Origin of the sequence: Dorea longicatena, from assembly GCF_024168045.1 — a bacterium.
Taxonomy (GTDB): Bacteria; Bacillota; Clostridia; order Lachnospirales; family Lachnospiraceae; genus Dorea_A.
Genome location: NZ_CP100126.1, coordinates 321105 through 346170, shown reverse-complemented (window position 1 = coordinate 346170; position 25066 = coordinate 321105). Strand labels below are relative to the sequence as shown.

19 protein-coding genes and 1 pseudogene are annotated in these 25066 nt (G+C 40.9%); 3 read left to right on the top strand and 17 right to left on the bottom strand.

All coding sequences use genetic code 11. The annotated features are described in order from the left end of the window. Nucleotides 1-167: 167 nt before the first annotated feature. From NKF87_RS01700 to NKF87_RS01675, 6 genes are all read right to left on the bottom strand, one after another. Complete coding sequence (locus tag NKF87_RS01700; protein ID WP_253583850.1) at nt 168-2225, bottom strand: hypothetical protein; 2058 nt, start codon at nt 2223-2225, stop codon at nt 168-170. 186 nt (nt 2226-2411) lie between these two features. Further along, nucleotides 2412-2684, bottom strand: coding sequence for a hypothetical protein (locus tag NKF87_RS01695; protein ID WP_253583849.1), 273 nt, complete (start codon nt 2682-2684; stop codon nt 2412-2414). A 355-nt stretch (nt 2685-3039) separates the two neighbouring features. Further along, on the bottom strand, nt 3040-4482 hold the full coding sequence (locus NKF87_RS01690) for a glycoside hydrolase family 32 protein (RefSeq protein ID WP_253583847.1): 1443 nt from the start codon (nt 4480-4482) through the stop codon (nt 3040-3042). A 21-nt stretch (nt 4483-4503) separates the two neighbouring features. After that, nucleotides 4504-6423, bottom strand: coding sequence for a PTS beta-glucoside transporter subunit IIBCA (locus NKF87_RS01685; protein ID WP_055304203.1), 1920 nt, complete (start codon nt 6421-6423; stop codon nt 4504-4506). A gap of 193 nt (nt 6424-6616) precedes the next feature. Next, nucleotides 6617-7606: a LacI family DNA-binding transcriptional regulator gene (locus NKF87_RS01680; RefSeq protein WP_028087351.1), complete on the bottom strand. Its 990-nt coding sequence runs from the start codon at nt 7604-7606 to the stop codon at nt 6617-6619. Between the two features lie 292 nt (nt 7607-7898). Continuing rightward, on the bottom strand, nt 7899-8402 hold the full coding sequence (locus NKF87_RS01675; protein WP_253583845.1) for an ATP-binding protein: 504 nt from the start codon (nt 8400-8402) through the stop codon (nt 7899-7901). Between the two features lie 180 nt (nt 8403-8582). Here NKF87_RS01675 and tnpB point away from each other — a divergent pair, with 180 nt between their 5' ends. Beyond that, on the top strand, nt 8583-8873 hold the full coding sequence (tnpB, locus tag NKF87_RS01670) for an IS66 family insertion sequence element accessory protein TnpB (RefSeq protein ID WP_301291883.1): 291 nt from the start codon (nt 8583-8585) through the stop codon (nt 8871-8873). Nucleotides 8874-9469: 596 nt separating this feature from the next. On the opposite strand, the gene NKF87_RS01665 is transcribed toward tnpB, so the two are convergent. From NKF87_RS01665 to NKF87_RS01615, 11 genes and pseudogenes are all read right to left on the bottom strand, one after another. Beyond that, nucleotides 9470-10303 (bottom strand): HEPN domain-containing protein, encoded by an 834-nt coding sequence (locus NKF87_RS01665; RefSeq protein WP_253583842.1) that lies wholly within the window; start codon nt 10301-10303, stop codon nt 9470-9472. Further along, nucleotides 10303-10638, bottom strand: coding sequence for a nucleotide pyrophosphohydrolase (locus NKF87_RS01660; RefSeq protein ID WP_253583840.1), 336 nt, complete (start codon nt 10636-10638; stop codon nt 10303-10305). The genes NKF87_RS01665 and NKF87_RS01660 overlap by 1 nt, the downstream gene beginning before the upstream one ends. A 254-nt stretch (nt 10639-10892) precedes the next feature. After that, on the bottom strand, nt 10893-11219 hold the full coding sequence (locus NKF87_RS01655) for an HIRAN domain-containing protein (RefSeq protein ID WP_055181744.1): 327 nt from the start codon (nt 11217-11219) through the stop codon (nt 10893-10895). A gap of 207 nt (nt 11220-11426) precedes the next feature. Then, nucleotides 11427-12095, bottom strand: coding sequence for a dethiobiotin synthase (gene bioD / locus NKF87_RS01650; protein ID WP_227097093.1), 669 nt, complete (start codon nt 12093-12095; stop codon nt 11427-11429). Nucleotides 12096-12116: 21 nt separating this feature from the next. Next, nucleotides 12117-12680: a biotin transporter BioY gene (locus tag NKF87_RS01645; RefSeq protein WP_006426874.1), complete on the bottom strand. Its 564-nt coding sequence runs from the start codon at nt 12678-12680 to the stop codon at nt 12117-12119. 123 nt (nt 12681-12803) lie between these two features. Further along, nucleotides 12804-13796 carry a helix-turn-helix transcriptional regulator gene (locus tag NKF87_RS01640; RefSeq protein ID WP_055181743.1) on the bottom strand — a complete coding sequence of 331 codons (993 nt, stop codon included), beginning with the start codon at nt 13794-13796 and terminating at the stop codon, nt 12804-12806. Between the two features lie 2 nt (nt 13797-13798). After that, nucleotides 13799-15097 carry a TIGR02679 domain-containing protein gene (locus NKF87_RS01635; RefSeq protein WP_253583839.1) on the bottom strand — a complete coding sequence of 433 codons (1299 nt, stop codon included), beginning with the start codon at nt 15095-15097 and terminating at the stop codon, nt 13799-13801. Then, nucleotides 15094-19200 carry a TIGR02680 family protein gene (locus NKF87_RS01630; RefSeq protein WP_253583837.1) on the bottom strand — a complete coding sequence of 1369 codons (4107 nt, stop codon included), beginning with the start codon at nt 19198-19200 and terminating at the stop codon, nt 15094-15096. The genes NKF87_RS01635 and NKF87_RS01630 overlap by 4 nt, the downstream gene beginning before the upstream one ends. Continuing rightward, a complete protein-coding gene (locus NKF87_RS01625; protein ID WP_253583835.1) occupies nt 19190-20335 on the bottom strand; it encodes a TIGR02678 family protein in 1146 nt (381 codons plus the stop codon). Before NKF87_RS01625 ends, NKF87_RS01630 begins: the two co-directional genes overlap by 11 nt. Then, nucleotides 20332-21816: a TIGR02677 family protein gene (locus tag NKF87_RS01620; protein WP_253583834.1), complete on the bottom strand. Its 1485-nt coding sequence runs from the start codon at nt 21814-21816 to the stop codon at nt 20332-20334. The genes NKF87_RS01625 and NKF87_RS01620 overlap by 4 nt, the downstream gene beginning before the upstream one ends. A gap of 431 nt (nt 21817-22247) precedes the next feature. After that, a pseudogene (locus tag NKF87_RS01615) lies at nt 22248-22871 on the bottom strand (MATE family efflux transporter); the annotation flags it as partial. A gap of 4 nt (nt 22872-22875) precedes the next feature. On the opposite strand from NKF87_RS01615, the gene NKF87_RS14465 reads away from it, so the two are divergent. Together NKF87_RS14465 and NKF87_RS01605 are read left to right on the top strand one after the other, a co-directional pair. Next, nucleotides 22876-23034, top strand: a complete 159-nt coding sequence (locus NKF87_RS14465; RefSeq protein WP_253583832.1) for a helix-turn-helix domain-containing protein — start codon at nt 22876-22878, stop codon at nt 23032-23034. Nucleotides 23035-23157: 123 nt separating this feature from the next. Continuing rightward, nucleotides 23158-24957, top strand: coding sequence for an AAA family ATPase (locus tag NKF87_RS01605; RefSeq protein WP_138376069.1), 1800 nt, complete (start codon nt 23158-23160; stop codon nt 24955-24957). Nucleotides 24958-25066: the final 109 nt, after the last annotated feature.

The following is a 25066-nucleotide window of genomic DNA, read 5'->3' as shown; positions in this document are numbered from 1 at the left end:
TATCTTCTTTTTCTGCAATTCATCTCCCACCTATAGAGGAAGGAGAATTCTTGCTAACTTTTGTTAAATTTTTGGGGTGTTTGCTTTGCATTAGTTTTAAAAAGCTCCATTCTTTTTTAGAACGGAGCCTTGTGATATACACCTCAGGTGATTTTCTTAAAAACAAATCATTTATTTCCGAGAATAACTGCTATCTTAATTTCTTTTTCTGTATCACTAAGATCAAATTCTCCTCCATCTTCTACCATAACATGCACTTCATATAATGTATCCTCTGTAAGTTTATCCGGCAATGTTCCATCTTCTTCCTGAATATGCCATAACTCTGCAGGAACTTCTTTTAATTTATTCTCTTTATCATATGCATATAATGTAAATGTATCTGCTTTTCCTGCAATTCCTTTCATTCGTATTGCCACAGTAGTATTTGGATGTACATTTTCTACTGTAATCGTATTCAGCCAGCCTGCAACATTTCCTTTCCCGCCGGCTTCTGTAAATTCTTCTTGTGTTAGTACATTTCTCTTTGCCTTGTCTAAATCTACTTTTCGATAAGGCATCTCCGGCAGATAAACAAATCTGTCCTGCAATCTTAAGAGCTCCAGATATCCTGTCGGGCAATATAATGTATTTCCACTATTTCCTGCATACATGCCGATTGCCATATTGTTGTATCCCGGTTTATCTGAGACATCCATTGTAAATACTGTTTCTCCTGTTTCAAAATCTAACATGATGAATTGCCACATGCCACTTTCCAGATCCTGAACATAACCATAGATATAACCTGTCGCTGTAGAAAGCTTCATCATAGATGTATCACGGATATCGTTTCTGCACCAGATACTCTTCATTTCGTATCCGTCCTTTGTCTTAATGGTATCGACACGCTCTACTCCCGGCACAACCATCTTATTTCCCTTCTTCAACCAGTTTACATCGTAAATATTTTCATAGGTCTGTATAGAAGAATCGTTGTCTGCGTCCGCAAGTTTAGCACTTCCGGCTCCAAACCAGTTACATACGATTGTGCTGACTGTACCTTCTCCGTTATCATATACCATTGCTGAATTTTCTACCGACACCTGCATATTTTTCGGAAGCTCATCGATTACCGGCATGCTTGCCACTATTTCCCCGGTCTTCATATCTAATGCCAACAGATTTACCGGATCCTGATTATCTGTAAACATAACTAATTTGCTTGTCAGAGATGGTGAACATCCACCTCCCCAGGCAAGACCTCCGCCTGTAGTTTCATCTCCCTCTTTGCTGTCTTTCGCTCCCACGCTTTCATATGGGGTACACCACTGCACCTGTACACCATCTTTTGCATTTAATAAATAACAATTTTGATTCGTTAATATAACTGCACCTTCCTTTGACGATGCAATTCCATTCTCTGCACCTTCGCCAGGCTCCAATTCATATACAAATGTAGATTCTTTCAGATCAACATGTTCTCCCTTTAAGATGGCATCAATTGCTGCCCTTGAAATGTATCCCATTGCACCTTGCTGTTTACGTTCCGGATAAATACGGAAACCGCCTGTAGCAAACCATAAATTTCCTTCATAGTCAAAAACTACAGATAATAAGTTCTGATCCAATGTTTTCCCTGTAATTTCTTCTGCCGCTGCTTTAATATCAATATCCAGCACTTTTTCAAATTCCGGAAGGACATTTCCCGCATCATCTGTTGCTTTCAACATAAGCACATGGTTGTTGCTTGTCGGACATACCAGGCGATTGCTCTCATCTACGAATGAATATGAGCTTTGTATCACATATCCTCCGCCATCATGCTTTGCCGGTGAAAAATAACCTTCTGTCTGTGTTTCATCCGCATTAATATCACGGATAGCCAGTCCTCCTTGAAATGGAACAACAGCATGTCCATATGTATCAAAAAATACCGCCGGAGATGCATTTGGATTTACTTTTTCATAAGAAACATTAATCTCCGGATAAATATCAACCGGTAATACTTCATCTGTCGTATCTGAATTATAACAGTCCTGATGAACATTGGCATCACTCTTTGCCATATATGGATTATCATCAATTACTTTTGCCGTAATCGGCTTAATTGGAACAACTGCATTTTCTTCTGTTGTCTTCTGCTCTGATTTTGCCTCCTCTGTCTTTGATGTACCATTTGCACATCCCGATGTGAGCGTAATTGCAGATATAATAAACGCTAATAGTATTTTTCTTCCTTTCATTTATACTTTCCTCCTTTTTCCAGCCTTTGTCATCTACTGCTTTTATTATAAAAAAACACTTCTTGTTTTCAATCGCTCTGTCACGAATAGTCAAAAAATAGCACGAATTGTAAATCCGCCCCGTAGTTTGTCTATCTGTTTTATGTTAAAATAAACGCATGAGAGAAAGCTTTTATATATTTCTTATTACGTATACTTCTTCCGCGACAGCCATTTCTGATCAATACACTTCACTTCCCCATCAAACCGGATATGTAAATGCACACCGCCAGATCTCTGATTAATCTTCTCCACAATTCCATGTCCGAATTTCGGATGTGTCACCGCATCGCCAAGCTTATACTGTACCACTTCATCCTTTCTCTTCTGTGCAGTCTTCAGTTGCTGATAAGTATCCCGGACCGGCACGGACTTATCATGAATCCTGTTCTTTAATACCTTATCGTAGTCATGATTCATAAGCGCTTCGCCCGCCTTATAATACGGCGTCGGCGCCGCTCCGATAAGAGAACAGCAGTATTTCCACGCGCGTGATCCGACGAAGCGGAAAAGTGTTCCGTTACGACCGGAAAAACTGATCCGTTGCTAGCGGAATCGGTGATCCGATGAAGCGGAATTTGCAGTCAGATACAAAAAACTTGCCACCTGCTACTTCTTACAAATGCATGGCAATACATAAAACTTGCCACTGACAGCATCTCTTGCATACTATGGTATAAAAAATGTGGACTGGCACCTCTTTTTTCAGGAACCTGTCCACATTTTTATTTTCTTTTCCGTATATTCACCTGTTATATCTTATGCAGTCCGGAATCTATTTTTTATATTCAACCTCGAATGATCCAAGTTCATATCCATGAACGCTTCCCTTTACCTCTCTGGATACAAGCTCTACTTTCTGTTCAAGATGTTCACTATATACTCTTGTTGTCAGAACCGTTTCCCCGTTATTAATGAATATCTCAATGGCTGATGTATCCGAAAAGATGGTAATATCCGAAAGCTCTTCCACCTTAGCAAAGCGCTGCTTTCTTCCACGTCCGCTTTCTCCCATCGATAAGGTAAAAAGCCCGTCCTTCCAGCTTATTGTAACATCTTCACGAAGCTTAAGCTCCAGATTTTTTGCTTCTTCCACGTCAAGTCTCAGTTCAAAACAGCAGTCCGCAGGCGCCCACTTTGTAAATGCTTCCAGTTCGCAGGTAAATGCATTTTTACGCAGATCTTTCATCTCCTTTAATGGATGCTGTAAGATCTTTCCATCTTTCCATTCCAGTTCTCTTGGCATGGTAAGTGCATGGATCCAGTCATATGCAACCGTTGCATCATTATCATAATCTGCATCCGGAATCCCCATCCAGCCAATCAGGATTCTTCTACCCGCTTCATCTGCAAATGTCTGTGTCGCATAGATGTCAAATCCTTTGTCAAATTCCTGAAATTTTCCAAAGCTGTATGATTTGTTCTTCAGGTCAAACTCTACCGGAAAATATCCACACTGGTACACATTCTGGTAATCATATCCCTTCTGATCTACTCCCTGTGGACAGCATGTCATAATCTGCTGGCCGTCAATCTCGAACAGATCCGGGCATTCCCACATATAACCAAATGGCTTTGCTGTCCGCACCGTATCGTACCATTTCCAGTGTTCCAGATCGTCGGAACAAAACAAAAGTGCACAGCCATAAGATTCCGCATCACGGCCTCCCTGGATCATATAATAACGGCCGTCTTTTTTATAGATTTTTGGATCTCTGACATGCTTGGACATATTCACCGGATAATCATCATTGGTCATTACAAGCTTCTTGTATGCAATATTCTTTCCATCCGGACTGAATACGTGAATCGTATTCTGTTCCCGTCCATTCATGATATAATCATAATCTTTATCCCAGAGTTTTACATTTCCTGTGTAAAAATAGTGAATTCCATCTTCACAGGTATAGGCTGATCCGCTATATACACCGTCTCTGTCCCATTCTTCGTCCGGATAAAGGAACGGCTCTTCTTCTTTATAATGAATCCAATCCTTTGTTGTGTAATGTCCCCAAAGCTTCGTTCCCCATCCGGCAAGAAATGGTGTATATTGGAAATAAATATGATTCACACCCTGAAATTCACACAGACCATTCGGATCATTCATCCAGCCTGTCGGCGGCATTATATGAAAGTGAAGTCTGTTTTTATCTTTTTTTACATTCTCCCTCATACTTTCATGCTTCGGATATTCTGTTAAATATGTCTCTTTGTTCATCTGTTCCTGTCCACCTTATCCTTACACGATTTCAGCCATCTTATCATTTTTTGCAATATGTTTTTCTTCTGTTTTGATGGTCTTTCCTTCCGGAAGCTCTGTGAAGATAACAAGAATCTCCGGAGAGTATCCATGCTTCTTCACCAGGTCGATGTCAAATCTGATAAGTGCTTCTTCTGCTGTTACTTCCTGTCCTTCTTTTACAAGTGTCTCAAATCCTTCACCGTTCATATTGACGGTATCTACCCCGCAGTGAATCAGGATCTCTGCTCCATCTGCAGTTGTAAGTCCGATTGCATGTCCGGTTGGATATACGAGTGATACGGTTGCCTTACATGGTGCCATAACGGTTCCGTCTTCCGGAAAGATAACGACACCGTCTCCAAGTACCTTGTTTGCAAATGTCGGATCTGTCGATGCTTCGATATCTTTTACTGTTCCCTCTGCTGCTGCATAGACTGCACCAGGCTCTTCTGTAATAACTGCCTTTGTTGTATCATTTTCTTTTGTATCGTTCTTTTTGTCATTTTTATTCTTATCCGGTGCTGACCACATTTTTCCAAAGATGACTGTACATACAAATCCAATCGTAATCGCGATTGCATGTGCAATGATGTAGTTAATGTACCCGTGATGTGCCGGATTAGCAATTGCCATTCCAGGAAGTGCAGTTGTACCGAATCCAAGAGCAGTAAGCTTTGAATAGTATACATATGCACCTGCAACTGCACCACCGATACATCCACCGATCAGTGGAAACTTGTAACGTAAGTTTACTCCGAAGATTGCCGGTTCACTGATACCAAATAATGTCGAGCAGAAACTTGGAATACAAAGCTCTCTGGCTTTTAAGTTCTTCCAGTTCAGGGAAAGATAACCAAGTACCGCACCACTTTGTCCAAATAAAGCTACAGACATCAGTGGATTTAAAAAGTTTGTTCCTGTCGATGCAATAAGCTGTGCTTCTACCGCACCGATAATGTGATGAAGACCTGTGATAACTACGATCTGCTGAACTCCGGCAAATAACGCATACCCGAATGCTCCCAGATGTTCTGTACCCCACATCAGTCCGTCTGTGATTCCATTAGAAAGAATTCGTCCTGCCGGGCCTACAAGTGTAAAAAGTAATACCGTAGAGATAAATACTGTCAGCATTGGTGCAACCAGAAGCTTGATTACATCCGGAATTACCTTATTGAAGAATTTATCCAGTTTTGCAACTACAAATCCCATCATAAGCGCGATGATGATTCCTCCCTGGAATCCTACCATCTCAATCTTCAGTCCGAACAGACGGATAACTTCTATATCAACGGTTCCCTGTGCAGCCTGGTAAGCATTGGCAAGAGAACTGTCTAACATGATTGCTCCGATTACCATACCAAGAACCGGATTCCCGCCAAATCTTTTTACGGCTGAATAGCATACTGCCATTGGAAGGATTGCAAAGATACCTGTAGACGCAAGACTTACCAGCCGGTTGATCGCATATAAGGTATCATGTGTCTTTACTACTTCAAGTCCGCCAAGGACGCTTGTAATTCCCATCAGAAGGGCTGCTGCAAGAAGTGCCGGCATGATTCCGATAAATACATCAGATAACGCTTTGATCACTGCCTGAAGTGGATTCTGCCTCTTCGCACTTTCTTCCTTCAGATCTCCCAGTGACATATTCTGTGTATTCGTATACTCGGCAAATACCTCATATACATCATTCACTGTTCCAGCTCCCAGGATCAGCTGTAACTGATTACCTGCTATGAACGCACCTTTTACTTTGTCGATATCTTCCAGTTTTTCAATATCTGCAAGATCATTATCTTTCAATACGATCCTGAGTCTGGTTGCACAGTGTGCTGTTCCCTGGATATTATCCATTCCACCAATATTGGCTACGATCTGTTTTGATATTTCCAGATACTCATTGTTCTTTCCCATTTCTCTTCTCCTTGTATTGTTTTGTTTTGGAACCGGTTCCGTTCCTATGTTTTTATTATATACATCAGCTTTTGTATGTCAACACAAAACGTCACTGCAATTTCATTTTCGGAAACGGTTCCAAAAATTGATATCTAAATTTGTCTATATTGCACAAAAGCGGGTCTGTCAAATTGACAGATCCGCCTGATTCTCAGTTCTCTTTTACACTTTTTCTTTCTATAATTTCATACGGGTTGACCTGAAGCGGGCTTACCGGCTTTCCTAAAATCATCTGGATCATCGACTCAGCACTGATCTCCCCCCAGTTCTTCCAGTCAAATTTTACCGTCGTAAGTGGCGGCTGTAACAGTTCTCCTGCTTCGTAATCGCCAAATCCTACCACGGATACTTCTTCCGGTATCCGTATACCTTTCTCTGACATTACTTTGTACACGCCAAATGCGATACGGTCTGTTGCGCATACGACTGCCGCCGGTGTCTTCATATGATCTACAAATTTCTGTACATTTTCAATTGCATTTTCATAAAAGAACGTTGTCTCTATGACTTCTTTTGGCTTTTTCTCACAGGACATAAGTCCATCGATCACTCCATGGCGTCGTTCTCCTCCTACTGCCGGGTCATCTTCAGGTACCCAGAGCATATAAATCTCCTTGAACTTACGTTGTCCGATATAATTACCCACCGCATATCCTGCATTGTAATCATCATTAATGACAGAATTCTCTCCCGGGAAGCGTTGTCCAAGAAACAGGATTGGAATTTTTAACTTCTTTACTGCTTCTTCGTATTCTTTTGTGCTTCCCGTCGCAAGAACCATAATTCCATCTACATTCATATTCTTCAGCCGTTCGATACAGCGTATTTCTTCTTCGATATCATTTTCCGTATGCATGATAAGAGGTGTATAATCATTTTTCTTAAGATAGGCAACGATTACTTCTACAAGTCTCGGTGTTGTTACCGAGTTAAATCCAGGTACCGTAAGTCCTATGATCCGGCTCTCTTTTGCATTCAGCCTTGCAAACAGATTCGGCTCATAATTATTTTCTTCGATGATTTTTTTTATCTTCTGGGCCGTTGCATCTTTGACGCTTCCCCCGTTCAGATATCTTGATACAGTACTTTTTGCCACACCGGACATCTGGGCTATATCATTTATTGTCAGTTTTTTTTCCAAATTATTTTCCCCCATAGCGTCTATTTCGAACCTGCTTATAATACAGAGAACCTGCCAGTGACAGCTTCTTTCGGACACATGCCGATTCAAAATGTCTTAATATGTATTATACTCTTCTTTGAAATTTCCTGTCAAATTATCTCCTGTCCGAAATAGAGGATTCACACAAAGATTTTCAAGGGTTTGCGGAGAATTTAATAACAAAATATAACAGTTATTAAATCTCTTAAAACAGGTGAAATCTCAATCGGGATTTCTTTCTGCAGACGCTGCCGCAGGAATTGGTCTTCTCTCATTTTTCTCTTTCTACGCTATAATATAACTGTTTTGGACTCTTTGGCTTATCTGGAATACTCAACTTAATTACGCCAGCTTCTACTAATGGATTTACATACGTCTGTATAGCATAAGTAACAGAATTTAACCCCAGATAATCACAAACTTCCTTTCTTGTACGCGGTGTTTTACAAAATACTATTAAATTATTTGTTTCTTCATCATTTGACATATCTTCATAATCATTCTTTGATTCTTTATATAGTTTTACAATAAAACTTCCTCTTTCATCCAAGAATTCTGGCTGTCTTAAGTTATATTTCTCCATTTCCATTCGGATTGTTGGAATTCCCGAATACCTGTTTTCTGTTATTCCCAATGTTTCAAGTGCCGATGCAAGTACCGGATTTCTTGTATCCGGTTGAATTTTTCCTAATTGGTCAATAGTGATTCTTCCATATAATCCACCTGGATTATGTATTTCAATCCTGTCTTCAAACATTATAAGTTGAATCGGCATTCCTTCTGTATGAATACTATAATCACGATGTACTAATGCATTTATAATAGCTTCTCTAACCGCTGTTATTGGATAGTCTGTTCTGTCAGTTCTTCGTCCGGTTACTTACATAATCATATTATATTATTCGTAAGCGCTTAGTTTTTGGGTAACTAGATATTCTCCGTTTCCTACCTCATAATGATAGAAGATATCGTTTGTGGCAGAACAGGTATGCGTAAATCTATCGATGGATTATGCGCAATTATTCAGGAGCAGTTCTCTATGGAAATCGACCATTCGCTCTATCTATTCTGTGGACGCAAATGCGACAGGATTAAAGCTATCTTAAAAGAGTCCGACGGAATTGTTATGATCTACAAAAGACTCACCGCCCAAGGCTCTTACCGGTGGCCCCGGGATAAATCAGAAGTCCGGAATCTCACTTGGAGAGAGTTCGACTGGCTGATGTCAGGCATCGATATCGAGTAAATGCTCAATAGCGAGTACCTTAACATTTTTAGGCGGCTGCTTTGCAGCCACCTAGATTTAAGCTTTGCGAATCTCTGCTGGAAGTTTTCGCGACCAAGGCAGAAGATTTTCCAAAAAGGAACAATCTTTCTCGTCTGTGTGTCTCGGAATCTCTTCCAAAAGATGGGAGTAGTAGGATACAAGAAAGAGTATAGCTATATCTATAATAGAAATGCCATAGCTTAATTCCATCTTTATACGCGGAACACTAAAAACACCTTTATAATCTCGACCGAATATTCTGCCAGTAAAGTAAATAATCTAGGCTAAAATCTATCCCCTGCTCGGTGTATGGATTTTAGCCCGGATTATTCATATATGATTAATTATTTTCCAATCTACACTAATAATTAAATCCTCAAAATCTAAAGCTTATTACATCATGATAAATTACATTTTTTCAGTAAAGCTCATCAGCTATCTCATTCGAGATATTATATTTTTTGTTCTTCGATTTTCCCTCCTGCTTTTTACAACCCCCCTAAAATAAATATATCTTTTTTCTGTATACATCAATAAACGATTTTACTGCTTTCATTATTTACAACTTATTCTTATCATTCCGCCCTTTCCAAATTTTCCACAGCATGCTGTATTCTTAACTTATCTGAAACATGCCCCCATCTACCAATCAATTTTTCATTTAACTTTTTCACATCTTGAAAACCTAGTTCCAAAAGCAAATAATATTCTAATATAAATACTAGTGTTTTATTATATATCGTAATTTCTTCATCATTTAAAACCAGTCCCTTTTCCTTAATCTTTTCATCATAATGTATATAATAATTTCTTGTCCTAGCTATCACACTAGGAAATTCTTCTCTTTTTATATTTCCTGTATCAAAATATATTTGAAACTCTGCTATTAATAAATCTGCGAGTCGGCTTTCTAAAGTTACAAATTTTCTCGAATTAGCCATTAATAATTTTCTTTCTCTTTCCTTCACTTCCTCTGGTCTATCTTTTAATATTTCATTATCAACTCGCCATTTAAATCCTTCTAAATCATTAGTTGTAAACCTAGAATGATAGGTTTCCAATGCCTGTACAAGATTTAAAAACATACGTCTTCCAGAAATTTCCCCTTTACGAAATAGTTCCATATATAATTCAATAATTGGTTCCAATTTTTTATACTTTTCAAAATAATAGTTAAAGCTATTATTTTCTCGTAACTCCGTAAGAGTAATAAAACGCCATATATCACTCTTATCTATTTTATCCTTTTCAGCTTCCCTTTTATTTATATAAATAGCATCAATCTTTATCGGCCGTTCAAATTTACTATCTGAGTCATAAATATCACAGATTTGAGAATTCCATCCCCATATCTCTTCTATATAAATTCTTTTCAGTGATGATAATTCAATTAATCTTTTTATTTTCATTAATTCTTCTGTATATTCTTCAAGCGGTCTCTCTTAGCCTTCTCCACCGGATACTTCTCTGCATTCACCCTGATCTTCTCCCGCACGATCTCATCCAGATCCAGTCCGCAAGCATCTGCCAGCAAGACACAATAATTCACAACATCCGCCAGTTCTTCTTTTATTTTCTCCTGTTTTCCTTCATTTAAGACATCTGCGCCACTCCACTGGAATACTTCCAGAAGTTCTGCTGCCTCCAGTGAAATGGAGATTGCCAGATCTTTCGGGTTGTGGAATTGTTTCCAGTCTCTGTCGTCTCGAAATTTTAATATTTCTTTGATTGTTTCTTCTGTCATTTCAATTTTCCTCTTCGATGTATTTACTGAAAATCTCTTATATTCATTATACTTCGCTAACCATTGACGTACAAGAAGAAGTCATATTTCTACGACTTCTTCTAATACAATTGACATTTATCATCAAATAAAGTAATATTCTATACAAAGAAATGGGTTTGTTACCGTACAGCTGTTGCTCAAGCGGGGTGCTCGTTTCTTTTTTATATTCATCGAATTCCAAAAATTCATTTCTAAATCTATCACAAGGTAATTCATGCTGTTTCCTCCTGTTCACTTTTCAGACTCTTTTTACAGATCTTGCAGATTGTTCCTGCCGGTGTAACCAATACCACCTTCGCATATGCCGTGTCACCAATCTTGTCATACAGGCGGCCTGCACTCATAGATTCACCGATGACTGTATACGAACTATTTGCCACATAACCGATCTTCCCAAGTCCTTCATACGTCACTTTGATTGCTTCCTTGTCATATTCATTATCCGGATCCTTTTCTAATCTGACCTTCATACCTTTCTTCAGAAAATCATTTCCGAAGTAGTGTTTTGTTCCTGTCAGGGTGATAAATATTTTTGCCATTGTGTGTGCTCCTTTCACGCTTAAAAAACGTGTTCATCTGAATTTGATTTGTTGTCTTATAATTACTTTTATCTCCCGGAATTCTGTTTTATTCCCTTTGATGTGTATAGTATAATTCAGTTGATGGGGTATAATATTCTCACCTTATTTTTTATTTCCATACATCAAAAAAGGAAATCAACCACAGTCAATTTCCTCTTCTCATCATCAGTCATACAACCTTTTCAACACTTCCAGATCAACCTCAAGCTCCCTGTCACCATCTCTTACCCTGGCAATCACCGGTACCCCCGTTAATCTCTCGATCATTTTCTCATTATCTTCCTGCATCGCTCCACCCGAGTAATGATTCAGAATGATTCCTTTTACATCCATTCCATGATTCCGGATATATTCTACCGTCAGGACAACCGCATTGATCGTGCCAAGTCCGGCATCTGCGATCACTAGAGTATTCAGATGCAGCATTTTCACAATGTCTTCCAGCAGGATCTCATGCTCTTCATCCCAGCGGATCGGACATACAATGCCGCCGCTTCCTTCTACCGTGACATAATCGTACTCTTTCTTTACCCTGTCAAAATCTGCTTTTACCGTTTCCGGATCAACCGGATTCCCTTCTATTCTGGCAGCCAGATGCGGAGACACCGCATTTTGATACAGATATGACAGTAAGCTGCTGTCTTCCTGTGTGATACCGGCAATCTTCTTTACATAGCCTGCGTCACTTTCTTCTATGGACTCTGCGCCTGATAAGGCGGCCTTATAATAGCCTGCATGGATTCCTGCATCCGCCAGCTTTTTCACGATTAATGCTGTGACATACGTCTTTCCTACATCTGTGCCGGTGCCCGTCACAAATATTCCTTTTGCCATAATCTCATGCCCCTTTTTTTATTAACTCAGATAAAATCCGCTTTTCCGCATTCTAAGTCCCACACCGGCTGCCAGCAGACATAATACAAAATCTCCAGGCATATCTAATGGGAAGCAGGACAAAAAGATCACGCCCAGCGTTGCCGGTGTATGTGCATAAAAGTTCAAGATTATGAATTTATACACGATTCCGATTGCATATGTCACAACAAATCCTGCAAGACAGGCAAGCAGATAGTTCTTGTAACTTGCTTTCAGCTTTTCGCATACTTTTCCGGTTACATATGCGCTTACAATGAATCCGACCAGATAACCAAAGCTTGGCCGGAATATGTATCCGATTCCTCCGCCTGCTGCAAAGATTGGTACTCCGACAAGTCCCAGTAATACATAACATCCTACAGATATTGCTCCCTTATCAGCCCCCAGAATCAATCCTGCAAGCAGTACGAAAAAGAACTGAAGTGTGAAATAATCCATATATGGAACCGGGATCTGGATAAATGCTCCTATGGCAACCAGCGCCGCGAACATTCCGCATAATACCATACTTACGGTGGATAATTTTTTTGTTTTTGTGTTCATTAAATTGTTAACCTTCCTTTCAGTTTATGGTTAACAATTTATCGTATTTCGCTTTGATTGTCAACTTATTTTTCTCGCAAGTTTACAATCGTGTTCTTGTTTTGCTAATTCAGAATCCATTTCCTACTCCCCATACTGCTCCATAAGCCTCCGGGCCTCTCCCCGCATCTGCTCCACAACCTCATCCGGTCCAATGATCTTAACTGCCTCCCCCAGCGAGAATACCCATCCCAGGAACTGTTTGCTCACATGCACGTCCACATTCACCCGGAAATGATCCTCATCTTCCGGAATCATCATCACATCTTTCCCGAACCGGTCAATGATCACGCCCGCAAGGCTGTTATTTACCAGCATCTTTACAGACGTTTCCTTTCCCCTGAACATTCCGAAACTCTTCTTGGCATAATCCGCCATATCCAGCTTCTTAAAGTGTTCTTTTCCCTCACGGGATTCATCCGACATCCGGATATGCAGCATCTTGTCCACCCGATAATGCTTGATCAGCTGCGCCTCTGCATCATATCCGATCATATAATAATTCTCATCATCCCAGGACAATCCCCACGGGCTGATATGATACCATGCTCCTCCGTGACGCAGTTCCATCTCTTTCTTCACATTCCACTGGAAATACTGGAACTTGATCTTCTTATTTTCAGAAATCGCATTGTGGATTGCATCGACAGTATAATAGATGCTTTCATTCATCGTCTTAATTCTTCCGGATACATACACCTGTCGCTGCAGCCTCTGTGCATCGTATTTGCTGACCAGCTTTTCCAGCTTTTTTATCAGTGTGTTGGTCTTCTTCTCTGTGATGAATTTGGAAGACTGGATGGAATCTACCAGAAGCTTTAATTCCGGCAGTTCGAACGGGCGGTTGACTACGCGGTAATGATAGCGGTTGCCGATGGGTTCGCCCTCTACCTCGATCCCGAGTACAGACAGATCACGCAGATCTGCATAGATTGTTTTGCGATCTGCGGTCACTTCGTATTTTCCCAGTTCTTCCATGATTTCCGGCATGGTAATATAGTGTTCGTCATCTGTATTTTCCAGCATGATCTGTGCGAGACGGTATAATTTTAGCTTTTGATTTGTTCCTTTTGGCATAATCACATCTCCTCCACCAACATCTCCTGATACCCGGCAGTCCCATACTCTTCGATCCTATCCACCACCGGTTTCAATCTCCTATCCGTAATCCGCTCCAGTATCTTCATACGCTTCGGCGATATCACTTCCTCTGACCTGCACTTCTCATAATCCGCCGTTTCCATATGCCAGTAATGAAATTCTCCCTTATAATACTGTGATAATTTCTGTGCGATCAGTATTCCTTCCGGGTCAAGGTCGCCCGCATAATATACCCGGATTCCCGACTTTGCAAATAGATCCAACACCATCAGACCTGCCAGTCTTGGCTGTCCATTCATGCACATATATGCTCTTCTTACGTTTCCTGATTTCTCTTTTCCACACAATACCGCAAAAACAGACGGATTTTCCACAATATAGATCTCATCTTGTGGACAATGAAGCGACTCCCACTCCGTAATCACCGCAAGCGGGACCTGTACAATATGCTGCTCACTCGCAAATCCCTCCATGCCTTTATGAAGATTTCCGTCTTTCTTGACCGCCTGTACCTGATATAACATTGCATAATTTGATATATCATCCAGCATAATTCCGGCCGTCAGGTAACTTTTCTGACGCTTATACGCCGGAAATATCTCCGAGGACTCTATCTTAATTTCTCTGATTTCCAGATCCATCTGTATCATCTGATACAGGAAATTTCCTGCTGCAGTTCCATTGTCAAATGCATGCGGATTTCCCGTCAGCATGGCTGCAAATACAGCCAGATACAACTTATCACTTTGACGATATGGCAAATGATTGTACATTTCTGCTCCAAACCGCAGCGCACAATCCCATTCTGCAAGTTCCTGACTGTCACTGTCTTTGACAATATTCCTCAGTAATTCTGCCGCCTTCTCTATCTCAGTTCCTTTATAGTCTTTCAAAAACTTCTGCCAGATTTTCTCTTTTTCCCGTTCTCTCAAAAATTTCTGTTCCTGTTTTCCAAGCAAGGGTTCTCCGAAAAAATTCTCCAACAGACATTCCGGTGGGATATCTTTATAGCGGCTTGCTTTCAGTGCCTGCCGGAATTTTTCTGCAGACACTGTCACACTTTTCTGTCCATGAAAAGACTTGCCAAAGAATCCCTCCAGTTCTTCGATATCCTGTGATTTCAGATTCTTCAGAACTACTTTACCACCAAATCTTCCATAAGAACTGTATTTATCACGAAACCCTTTCAGAACTTTTTCCCAAACTGGACTTTGGTGGAAATATGTCAGGCATTCTTTTTTTATCTTCTCAAGTTCTTGTTGCTCACTCTCATTCATTGCTGTCCAATCTCGGCCCCTCTCTGCTCTACTTCCTCTTCACGTTCCAACAATTCTTTCTTCTTTCCATTCCACAGATACGGCATAACCGTCACGAATTTTGCATTGCCCGGGCGGATCAGCTGATAGATCGCCAGTGCATCCAGTGTATCACAGTCGCCCCACAGAACCTGCGAGTTAATGATAAAGTCAAATCCGAACTCTGTCATCAGGCGGAACATATCGCGGATATTCTTATTATCCACTCCGGCAAATGCTTCATCCAGCGAGATCAGTCTTGGTGCATCTTCTCTGCCTCCCTGATACTTCGCTACAACCGCAGAGAATAACGGTATATACATGGACATCGCTTTTTCTCCACCACTGAAGGTTCCGAATACACTGTTTGTCAGTTCTTTCTGACGTTCTCCGTTCTTCTGTGAGAACAGCTGGAATTCAAACCATTTACGGTAATCCAGTGTATCTTTCATAATCTGATAGAAGGATATCATTCCGGCACTGTCTCTTGCATTCCTTCTCGCTTCTGCTACTTTTGAACGGAAATGTGCCGACAGCCGGGAGGCTTCTTCTTCGCTCATCAGACGGTAATCTTTCTTTAACAGGTCCACCAGTTCTTTTGTATCCAGTTGGTCTTCCTGTTCTGCCGTCTTACTTCTCCATCTGAGGCTGAGTTTCAGACCGCTGGATGTGTTCATCCCATTCATCAGGGAATTCATCTTCTGTACCCATGTGTTGGATGCATTGATCTTTCCACGGATCTTCCGGCTTACCGTATTGGCAAGAATGTCTTCGAACAGTTCCCTGTCACCGTCTTTGATCAGATTCTCCAGTTCTTCAATGTCTTCTTCCAGATGTGTAAGGAGACTTGAAAATGATATCTTTACCCCTTGGTATCTGGCCGAAATATCCAGTCGTTTTGCCGGGAATTCTGTCTGCTCTGCTTCTGCAAATAATTCATTCTGCATCAGATGATAATCGGTCAGAAATCCTCTATTTTCAAAATATACTTTATTCAGATCACGGATCACACTGTCTTTATCCAGTGTTTTCACGTCAGACTCCAGATAGCTCCGTACATGTCCGGCATCATCCGGTATCTCTTCCGGTATTTCCACATAGTGCAGACTCTTCTCCTGCTCATAACATTCTGAAAAATATGCCGTCTTCTTTTCATATTCCTCAATTCTCTTCCGACCCTCTTCCAGACGCAGGGTCAGCTGTCCAACTTCGTCTTCTTCATGCGTCTGTCTGCTTACACATATGCGCAGTCTTTCTGGATATTCCTGAAGCCACTTGATGCATGCGTCCAGACGGTCTTTGATTTCTTCGTAATCGGTCAGACGTAATTGTTCCTGAATAGAGGTCTGTTCTTCCGTCTTTCTCCGGAGTTCTTTCTGAATCTCGAACAGATCATACCGGATCTGTTCCATATCTGCATCCAGATCTTCCAGATGTTCTTTCCTCTCTTTCAGATATTCCAGGCTTCTGAGGAACATTTCATGTGCTGCAATCAGACTAATCAGATGCTTTCCATATTCTTCCGCTGCACTTTTTGCTTCTTTGAATACTTCATAAGAACAGGTCAGATACAGAGAATCCGCAATTTCCAGTGCTTTCTTTTTCTTCTCTTTTAATATTTCGAGCAGTTCACGGATCCTCTCTTCTAATTTATCACTTTCCCGTCTGATCTGTTCACATGCCCGTTCCTCCGCACGCATCATCTGAAGGGCTTCCCGCATATCTGTATCTTTTGGAAGATTCTCATATTCCTGTCTGAGAATGACTTTTCTTTCGGATAACTTCCGATACATTTCTTCCAGTTGCTGTAATACTTCTTCCAGCCCTGCGATTCTCTGTCTGCAGGCTTCCATCTTTGCCTGTCTGTGTCTTTCACGGGCCTTTGTTCCAAGGAATCCGGCCTCATATTCTCCGGTTACCGTTCCTGCAAGTACTCCCATCCGGTAGGTACCGTCTTCTGCAATCGTAATTATACTTTCGTTATCATATGCAATACTTCCAAGAATTCCCGTCAACCGCTGATTGGAGAAAATGTCATTGACTTCTTCGTTCAGTTCCAGTACGTCTAACAGACTCTTTCCTGGTTGCAGCTCTTTCTGAACATTTTTGCAGCTAAACAGATAATGATCTTCACATCCCTGTTTCAAATGCAGAACCTGCTCTTTGTATTGTTCATCAATCACCAGCGCATCCAGAATTCCCATTTTCAATAATGCTTCTTCCAGCCGGTTGCAATCTTCTTCATCCAGATTGTCTCCGAACTCTATAACTTTATAAAACTCCTGGTACGGAATTTCAAGTGCATCCAATCTCTGACGGTTACGGATGACCGCTTCCGAGCGCTCCGGCTGTGGTTCTTTCTGATTCTCCCATTCCGTCAGTTCTGCTTTCACTTCTTCTAGTTCTTTTTCTGCTGTTTCTTTCTCTGCCCTGTTCGAAGAAATCCCAGATTCAACATCCGCATTTTTCCCGATCCACACATCTGCAATCTTCTGACGAACCTCTGCAAAATCAGATGTCTCTTCATAAGCTTCTGCAAATGTGCTTAACTCTTTTAGTAATTCTTTTTCCAGTACCAGTTCCCGATTCGCACCATTCCACTGATATAGAGCTTCTTTCCATTCATTCTGTGTCTGTACAAACACAGCCTCCAGTTCTGATACTTTTCTCTGAAGCGTATCCAGTTCACGGATCTTTTTTTCTCTTTCTTTGATCAGGTCGTCTTTCTGTCTTTCCAGACGATCCGTCTCTGCAAGGATTTCTGTTCCTTCATTGATTTTTTCTTTCGTATGCTCATATTGCTGCTGATGTAATTCGAACTTATATGGTTCTTCCGGATGCTTTTCCAGTTCTTCTTTCATAAATGCATGTTCTTCGAAAGCCATGATATCTGCCTCGTCCTGCATCTCTTCTATGAGTTCTTCCAGTTCTTTTTCTTTCTCATACTTCCGGTCTTCTTCTGCTTTGATCTGATTCTGTGCATCCTGATATTGCTCTTGTTTCAGTTCAAGAAAATGCTGCTTTTCTCTTAGATTTTTCTGCTGCCCCTCTAATTCTGTAGTCACTTCTGCTTCTCTTCGTTTTAATGCTACAGCATCACTTTTATTCAGGGACTCCCGTTCTTTTTCCATGGACTCATGTTTTGCATCCAGTTCCTGATGTTCTGCCTGCAACTTCTCGATATTCTGTCTGCACTCGGATAATTTCTTTTCCTGCTCTTTCTGCTGTGTCCTGGCATTTTCTAATTTGATTTCTGCCTGTTCATACCGCTCTGCTTTTTCATATAATAATTTCTGATTATATTTTGAAAATACTCCCTGAATCTTCTCTGCTGCCTGTTTTGCTTCTTTTCTATTCTTCAGATTCATGTTCATGGTATCCATATTTTCAATTGCTTCAGACATCGGACGCAGATCATCATCCGATAATGGCTGAAGCGAATCACTCAGAATATCATTGATCACGGATGGTTTGAAATCCTTGGAAAGCTTTGGTGTCCTGAGCTGGATTAAAAGGTCTATCATTTCCTTATATTCTTCTGCCGTCTCGAATCCGAAGATCTGGCGGTTGACATACTCCATGTAATCGGCCTGTCTGTCAATAACACGGCCGCCTGTCCCAATCCTGTTCTCCAGTTCTTTTTTGGAAAGTGTGACTTTTTCTCCTGTGTCTTTATATAAGAAGAAATCTTTTCCTACCCGTCTTCCATCCGTCAGACTAAAATACCACTTGTCCAGATTTTTCCCTTTTCTCGCCCGGATTCCCATACCGATCGTCAGATATGTGTCACTGTCCTGCCTTTTGAATTCCAGATACAGATAACCGGTCCGCTCCTCGCGTCCATCATCTTCCTCCAGAAGATAACTGCTCATCTTACGGTCTCTGGAACCGAATGGATCCAATCGTTCCGGGCTCATATTGCCATCCAGAAGAAGCGGTACCACGCTCTGCATGGTTACGGATTTTCCCGATCCATTCGATCCACGAAGAAGCATCCTTCCTTTTACAAACGGGAATTCCTGTTCATCATAATACCAGAAATTAATCAGTCCGATCTTATTTGCCTGCCATCTACTATTCATCATTTCTTCCTCCCGCATAATCCTCCGGATAACTTCCCTGTATCTTTCCTGTGAGCGGGCAAATCTTAATCTGATGAGCTGCCTTCTCCTTCCTTATAAACATCCACAATTCCATTGCATCGATCACATTTTTTACAAATTCACCTTCCGGCATCTCACGATAATTTTTTGAAAATCCACTTCCATATTCCTGTTTCACTTCTTTTATCAGATTTTCAAACTCGATCCGATCTGTAAGACAACTTTCATCCGCTGCCGTCTTCCATTCGCCATTCTCAATCTTCTTTCGTATTTCGCCAAAACACAGAAGTAAAATATCGGATATCGAATTATTACCCGGAAATACCGTTCCCATTCTACACTCATCCCCGGATAACAGATACGCACTTCCTCTGTGAATATGCACCTGACAGTCGAAAATCTGTTCCAGTTCTTCGCTCAATCTCCGTCCATAATATTTCAAATATTCAAAATCTTCCGGTGATCCATCTTCTTTATACATGCCCGGCGCAAAGATCAGTCTTTTGTAGACTCTGTGTCTTCTTGCAAATCCACGGTCTTCGTCCACTTCGAACCAGTCACTTTCCTGAAAATCTTCCGGTTTCGTATACTCCATAATATCCTTCGAAAAATTCTTCATAAAGTATCTGGACGCACCTGTATTTTCATAGAGTACTTCTCCGGCCTCATCATCCATGAATGCTTCGTCTTTTCCGTCTGTGACATCAACCATTCCCTGATCTACCGCAAATCGCAGCACACGGATCAGTTTTCTTCGGTTCGTATACAAAGTCCAGTCCGAAATTTCTCCCGGCAGGTTTGCCGTGATATATTCCGTCAGCTGTGACAGGATAAACTGCTCCTGCGCATCCCTGTCTTCCAGAAACATCAACAGGATACATAGATAAGCATACTCTTCTTTTGACGAAAATTTCTGAATGCCCATGAAGCTTTCCGGAATTACCGGAATCTTCTCCATCTTGATCAGGAGAGAATTATCAATGATCTGACATCCCATCTTCTCTGTAGTAAATTTCCGAAGTTCTCCAAGTGCATCTCTTATTTTATAATACATTTCTTTGTCTCTGGATTTTAATACCCATCTTTTATTTAAAAGAACCTCCAGCTCCTTCATCATTCTTCCTCCTGAAATACAATGGACAGCTTCGGCATTGTAAAGTTTCCATCCTCACAATGTACTACACAGTTTTCTCCTGCCTGACTTCTGTCCAATATATATCTTCTTCCATCGTCTGTCCTTGCCGAAAAATCTGCGGATTCCATGGCATCTGACAACCATTTCAAAAGAATCTCGCGAATTCTAGGTTCCAATACAGGCAGTTTATCAAAACATATCTTTCCATCTACTTCCAACGCCTGTAGTTTTTCCGTCTCTTTTTTCTGTTTCTCAAGCAACTTACGTCTTGTTTCCTGCTTTTGCTCTGCTGATTCACGGATGGCGCTTCTCCTGGATTTTTCTCGGTATGTACGCACTCTCGGTTTCAGAGTAATTTCCATTGGCCGCTCTTCGTAGACTCCGATGTTCATGCTGTCTGTCTCACGGATCAGATCTCCTGCAAGATGCTGCGGACATTCCATGCCGAATACCATCGCCGACATCTTATGCGCCTCTTCCACATCCTGACACCGTAGGAACAATTCTGCTACTTTCCGATATTCCTCTTTTCTATTCGCACCCAGTGCATTCTTTTCGCTCAACTGTGCAGCGTATCTTGTAATCCTTCGGATGATATCATTGGTGGCATCAAAAAGTTTTCCCGCTTCATTCTCCTGTCCTTCATTTCCCACGAACCAGTCATAGATGCTCTGATATCGTCCCTGAACTTTCTGCTCTATCAGTTCTTTCGAGATTTCTATCTCCATACGCGGAATTGACAATTCATAATCTATAACTTTTTCAAATACCTGCTTTTTCAGTTCTTCGTTCTGTAAACGCAGATTTTCTTCGATCACTCCGACATTTCTCTGCAGTCCTTTAATGAAGCTTCGCAGATATTCAATCAGCCGGTCCTTGAACACCAGGAATTCTTTCGTATGCATCATCTCTTCCGCCCGGACGCTGTTCAAATCCCTGATATAATCCTGATAATTCTGATTCAGCCGGACAAAATCATTATTCAGATCTGTCCACCATGTGTACACTTCATTCTTATCTTTTCCTGCCATGTCTGGAAAATGCTCTACACTTCTCCTTATGCGCTCCAAAAGTGTCGGTTCTAATGATGCTCCCTCGATGAACAGATTCTCTAACCGGATCACCAGACGCTCTATCTCCACACTGTACTCTGTCATCTGATACCGGTACTTTTTGTTCTTGAATTCTTCGATGGATGCGACCTTTTTTGTATCCTGGATCGTATTCAGGTTCTTCCACTCTGTCAGCATGGTGAGATCCTGCTGGCACTGTTCCAGTCTGTAATCCGCAAAAAGCGGGTCCTGTATCATTTCTTCATAGACCTCTTCCTGATACAGCCAGTATTTTAATTTCTCATAATGCTCGAAAAAGATACGCATGATACAGCGGTATCTGCTTACGTTGTCGGCATTTAAATATTTTGCTTCTGTCAACGGCTTAATTAATTTGTCTGATACCTGCATAGAACTTCTCCTTCTGGTTAATTAAGTTCAGTATAGCACATGCATTGGAAATATATTCCACATATTTCCTGTTTTTTAATCATTCACATAATCATAATAATCCGCTTCGCTGGCAAATAGGATATATTCGCCATCTACCATTCCCATATAACCGTCACCTGTGTTAAAACCTTTCATTGCCAGTTCCTCCATTTCTTTGAAAATAAATGATCTGTTTTCCCTTTTATGTCTATAGTTTATAACATCAGGTGGGGTATAAAATTACCTCCTGTCCTCTGCGCATTAAATCGTATGCCGCAAGACGAAAATAAGGGCAAAAAATTCTTTAAACGAATTTTTTGCCCTTATTGTTCTATCTCTGTACGTTGTCTGACTTATTTTAAATACCGCATCCATGCTCGCCACATGTATGCCCTTCCTCATGGCTGTGCTCATGGTGAGAACACTTTACATCCGTTAAGTGCCACATAGGAAATCAAAAAATTTGCAAACCAGCCAGCTGGTACAGCAAGCCAGACAAATGCAATGCCAAACCGGGGTGCAAAAATCAAAGCAACCGCCAGGCGGATCGCAAGATTTACCATATTGGCGATGAGAAACGGGCGCATGATTCCAAGTCCACGAAGTACTCCATCGGTTGCCATCTTGATACCCATGAAAATGAAAAAGTAACCGAGCCATCTCATGTAATCCCCTGACACCTGATATGCCAAGGCGGATCCATCTTTGCCCAGGAATAACGAAGAAATCTGCGTATGCAGTGTTTCAATGACTACAAAAGCAAGGACTGCAAAACACAGATCTAACACCAATGCTGCGTGATATCCCTTTTTGATACGATCCATTTTCTTTGCGCCAAGATTCTGGGAAACATACGGTGAGACTGCATTTCCGATAGATACAAATATCAAGGAAAAAACATTCTCTACTCTCATCGTTGCCGCATAACCTGCAAGTGCCTGTGTACCGAATGGATTTACAACTGCCTGTACGATCATCATACCGATTGACACTGTAGACTGCTGCAGAACCGAAGGTACAGCAATCCGCAGCATCCGTTTGGATTATTCTTGTAATCTGCTTCAACATTCCGACCGTAGCATTACGGATATCTGCCACAGTGCCGGGTTTGGAAGTCTGAGAACTTTCAATCGCACATTTCTAAATACTTATAAAATGTCTCCGAGAGATTATCGGAAGATGATTTGTGAAGTGTAATCAAGAATAGCCAACGAAAGTGATCGTTTCACTTCCACATTTTTCAACGTTATAACCCATTATAACCCATTGATATTTTTCTTAAAATGGGTTATAATAGATTGTAAGAAACGGGGTGATATTATGGATATCTACAAACGAATTTATGAATTAGAAAACGAAATAGCATCCTTACCACAAGGTTCTATCAACATGAAGAAAATTTACGGCAAAGAGCAGCCTTATCTGCAATGGACAGAGAATGGAAAAAGCAAAAGCAAGTACATTAAAAAGAACGAACGCGAAGAAGTTTTTGCAGGTGTTGAAAGGCGCAAACAGCTTCAAGAAGAATTGAAAGAACTGAAACAACACAGTTCTATTGTTCCACCTAAATCTACAGATTTTGAAACTTCTGTCATTATCGGAGAACGTCTTCTGGCACTGACAAAAGGTGTAAAAAACTGGGGAAAACGTGATTGTTTCAGACAGTTACAGGCATATTTAAACAGTGAGGAAACAGATCGTGTATGCTTGGTATTTGGTCTGCGACGAACAGGAAAGACAACAATGCTGCGTCAGGCTGTTTTAGGAATGACTCCATCACAGTCCGCAAAATCAGCATACATCAAAGCGAAAGGGAGCGATACCATGGCAGCGATGAATCGTGATTTGGGCAAACTCCTTGATCTGGGATATGAATATGTTTTTATTGACGAAGTAACCCTGATGCCCGACTTTATTGATTCAGCAGCACTATTCTCTGATATCTACGCTGCACAAGGTATGAAAATTGTTTTATCCGGAACAGATTCTCTTGGCTTTTGGTTTGCGCTTCATCAGGAACTTTATGATCGAGCTGTTACGATTCACACTACCTTTATTCCATTCCGTGAACATAGTCGTTTACTCGGTATCGACAGTATTGACGAGTACATTCGCTATGGCGGCACACTTCGTGCAGGAGAACTAGATTTTGATGATAAAGACGTTATTGCAGAGGATGCTTCGTTCCGTGATGACGAATCCACACGGCGTTATATCGATACCGCAATCTGTAAAAATATCCAGCACTCCCTGAGTTGTTGTCAAGATGGAGGATATTTCCGTCATCTCCAATCACTCTATGAGGCAGGTGAACTAACAGGTGCTATCAATCGAATCATTGAGGATATGAATCATCGTTTCCTTATTCGTATTCTGACCGACAAATTCAAATCTCATGATTTGGGTTCAGCTGCTGATGTTTTGCGAAGAGATCGTAATCCAGAACAGCGTACAGATATTTTGGATAAAATCGATACAGAAGCAGTAACCAAACGATTAATGGATATGTTGGAGATTCGCAACAAAGAAGAACAATCTATTGGTATTACAAATGCTCACATAGAGGAAATCAAAGAATATTTGAAAGCACTTGACCTGATTGTTGACGTTCCACGAGAAACGGTAATTCCAAGTGCTGAACCACTAGAGAATATTTTATTCACGCAACCAGGCATGCGTTATTGCCAGGCACAGGCATTGGTTCATTCTTTGACAAAAGATGAATTATTCTCTACATTGAGCGAGCACGAAAAAATGTTAGTTTCTGAACGTATTTTGGAAGAAGTGCGTGGTCGTATGATGGAAGACATCGTACTTTTAGAAACATTCAAATCGACTAAAAGACATCAACGTGTTTTCAAATTGCAATTTGCTGTCGGCGAATACGATATGGTAATTTACGATGCTAAACTCAATACATGTGAATGCTACGAAATAAAACACAGCTCGAAAATTGTTCCAATGCAAGCTCGCTTCTTAGTTGACGAAGAAAAACTGAATCAAACAAGTCATAGATTTGGTCAGATTACCAAGCGATGTGTGCTCTATCGTGGTGAAGATTCCGTCATGGAAAATGGCGTTGAGTATCAGAATGTAGAAAATTATTTGAAACATTTATAATTTTCCCCTAAAGAAAGAGCGGTCCATGACATTTAACATCATGAACCTCTCTTACTTTATTATCCTCTATTTCTTTTAGATGTGAAAATAGTTGTTGTAAGAACAAATT

Coding starts and splice junctions, on each gene's coding strand:
- NKF87_RS01700 (WP_253583850.1), bottom strand. CDS start 2,225: ATGAAAGGAAGAAAAATACTATTAGCGTTTATTATATCTGCAATTACG.
- tnpB (WP_301291883.1), top strand. CDS start 8,583: ATGATAGAAGATATCGTTTGTGGCAGAACAGGTATGCGTAAATCTATC.
- NKF87_RS01675 (WP_253583845.1), bottom strand. CDS start 8,402: ATGCCGATTCAACTTATAATGTTTGAAGACAGGATTGAAATACATAAT.
- NKF87_RS01625 (WP_253583835.1), bottom strand. CDS start 20,335: ATGATGAAGGAGCTGGAGGTTCTTTTAAATAAAAGATGGGTATTAAAA.
- bioD (WP_227097093.1), bottom strand. CDS start 12,095: ATGGCAAAAGGAATATTTGTGACGGGCACCGGCACAGATGTAGGAAAG.
- NKF87_RS01605 (WP_138376069.1), top strand. CDS start 23,158: ATGGATATCTACAAACGAATTTATGAATTAGAAAACGAAATAGCATCC.
- NKF87_RS01655 (WP_055181744.1), bottom strand. CDS start 11,219: ATGGCAAAAATATTTATCACCCTGACAGGAACAAAACACTACTTCGGA.
- NKF87_RS01640 (WP_055181743.1), bottom strand. CDS start 13,796: ATGCCAAAAGGAACAAATCAAAAGCTAAAATTATACCGTCTCGCACAG.
- NKF87_RS01630 (WP_253583837.1), bottom strand. CDS start 19,200: ATGATGAATAGTAGATGGCAGGCAAATAAGATCGGACTGATTAATTTC.
- NKF87_RS01645 (WP_006426874.1), bottom strand. CDS start 12,680: ATGAACACAAAAACAAAAAAATTATCCACCGTAAGTATGGTATTATGC.
- NKF87_RS01620 (WP_253583834.1), bottom strand. CDS start 21,816: ATGCAGGTATCAGACAAATTAATTAAGCCGTTGACAGAAGCAAAATAT.
- NKF87_RS01685 (WP_055304203.1), bottom strand. CDS start 6,423: ATGGGAAAGAACAATGAGTATCTGGAAATATCAAAACAGATCGTAGCC.
- NKF87_RS01695 (WP_253583849.1), bottom strand. CDS start 2,684: ATGAATCATGACTACGATAAGGTATTAAAGAACAGGATTCATGATAAG.
- NKF87_RS01665 (WP_253583842.1), bottom strand. CDS start 10,303: ATGAAAATAAAAAGATTAATTGAATTATCATCACTGAAAAGAATTTAT.
- NKF87_RS01660 (WP_253583840.1), bottom strand. CDS start 10,638: ATGACAGAAGAAACAATCAAAGAAATATTAAAATTTCGAGACGACAGA.
- NKF87_RS01690 (WP_253583847.1), bottom strand. CDS start 4,482: ATGAACAAAGAGACATATTTAACAGAATATCCGAAGCATGAAAGTATG.
- NKF87_RS01635 (WP_253583839.1), bottom strand. CDS start 15,097: ATGAATGAGAGTGAGCAACAAGAACTTGAGAAGATAAAAAAAGAATGC.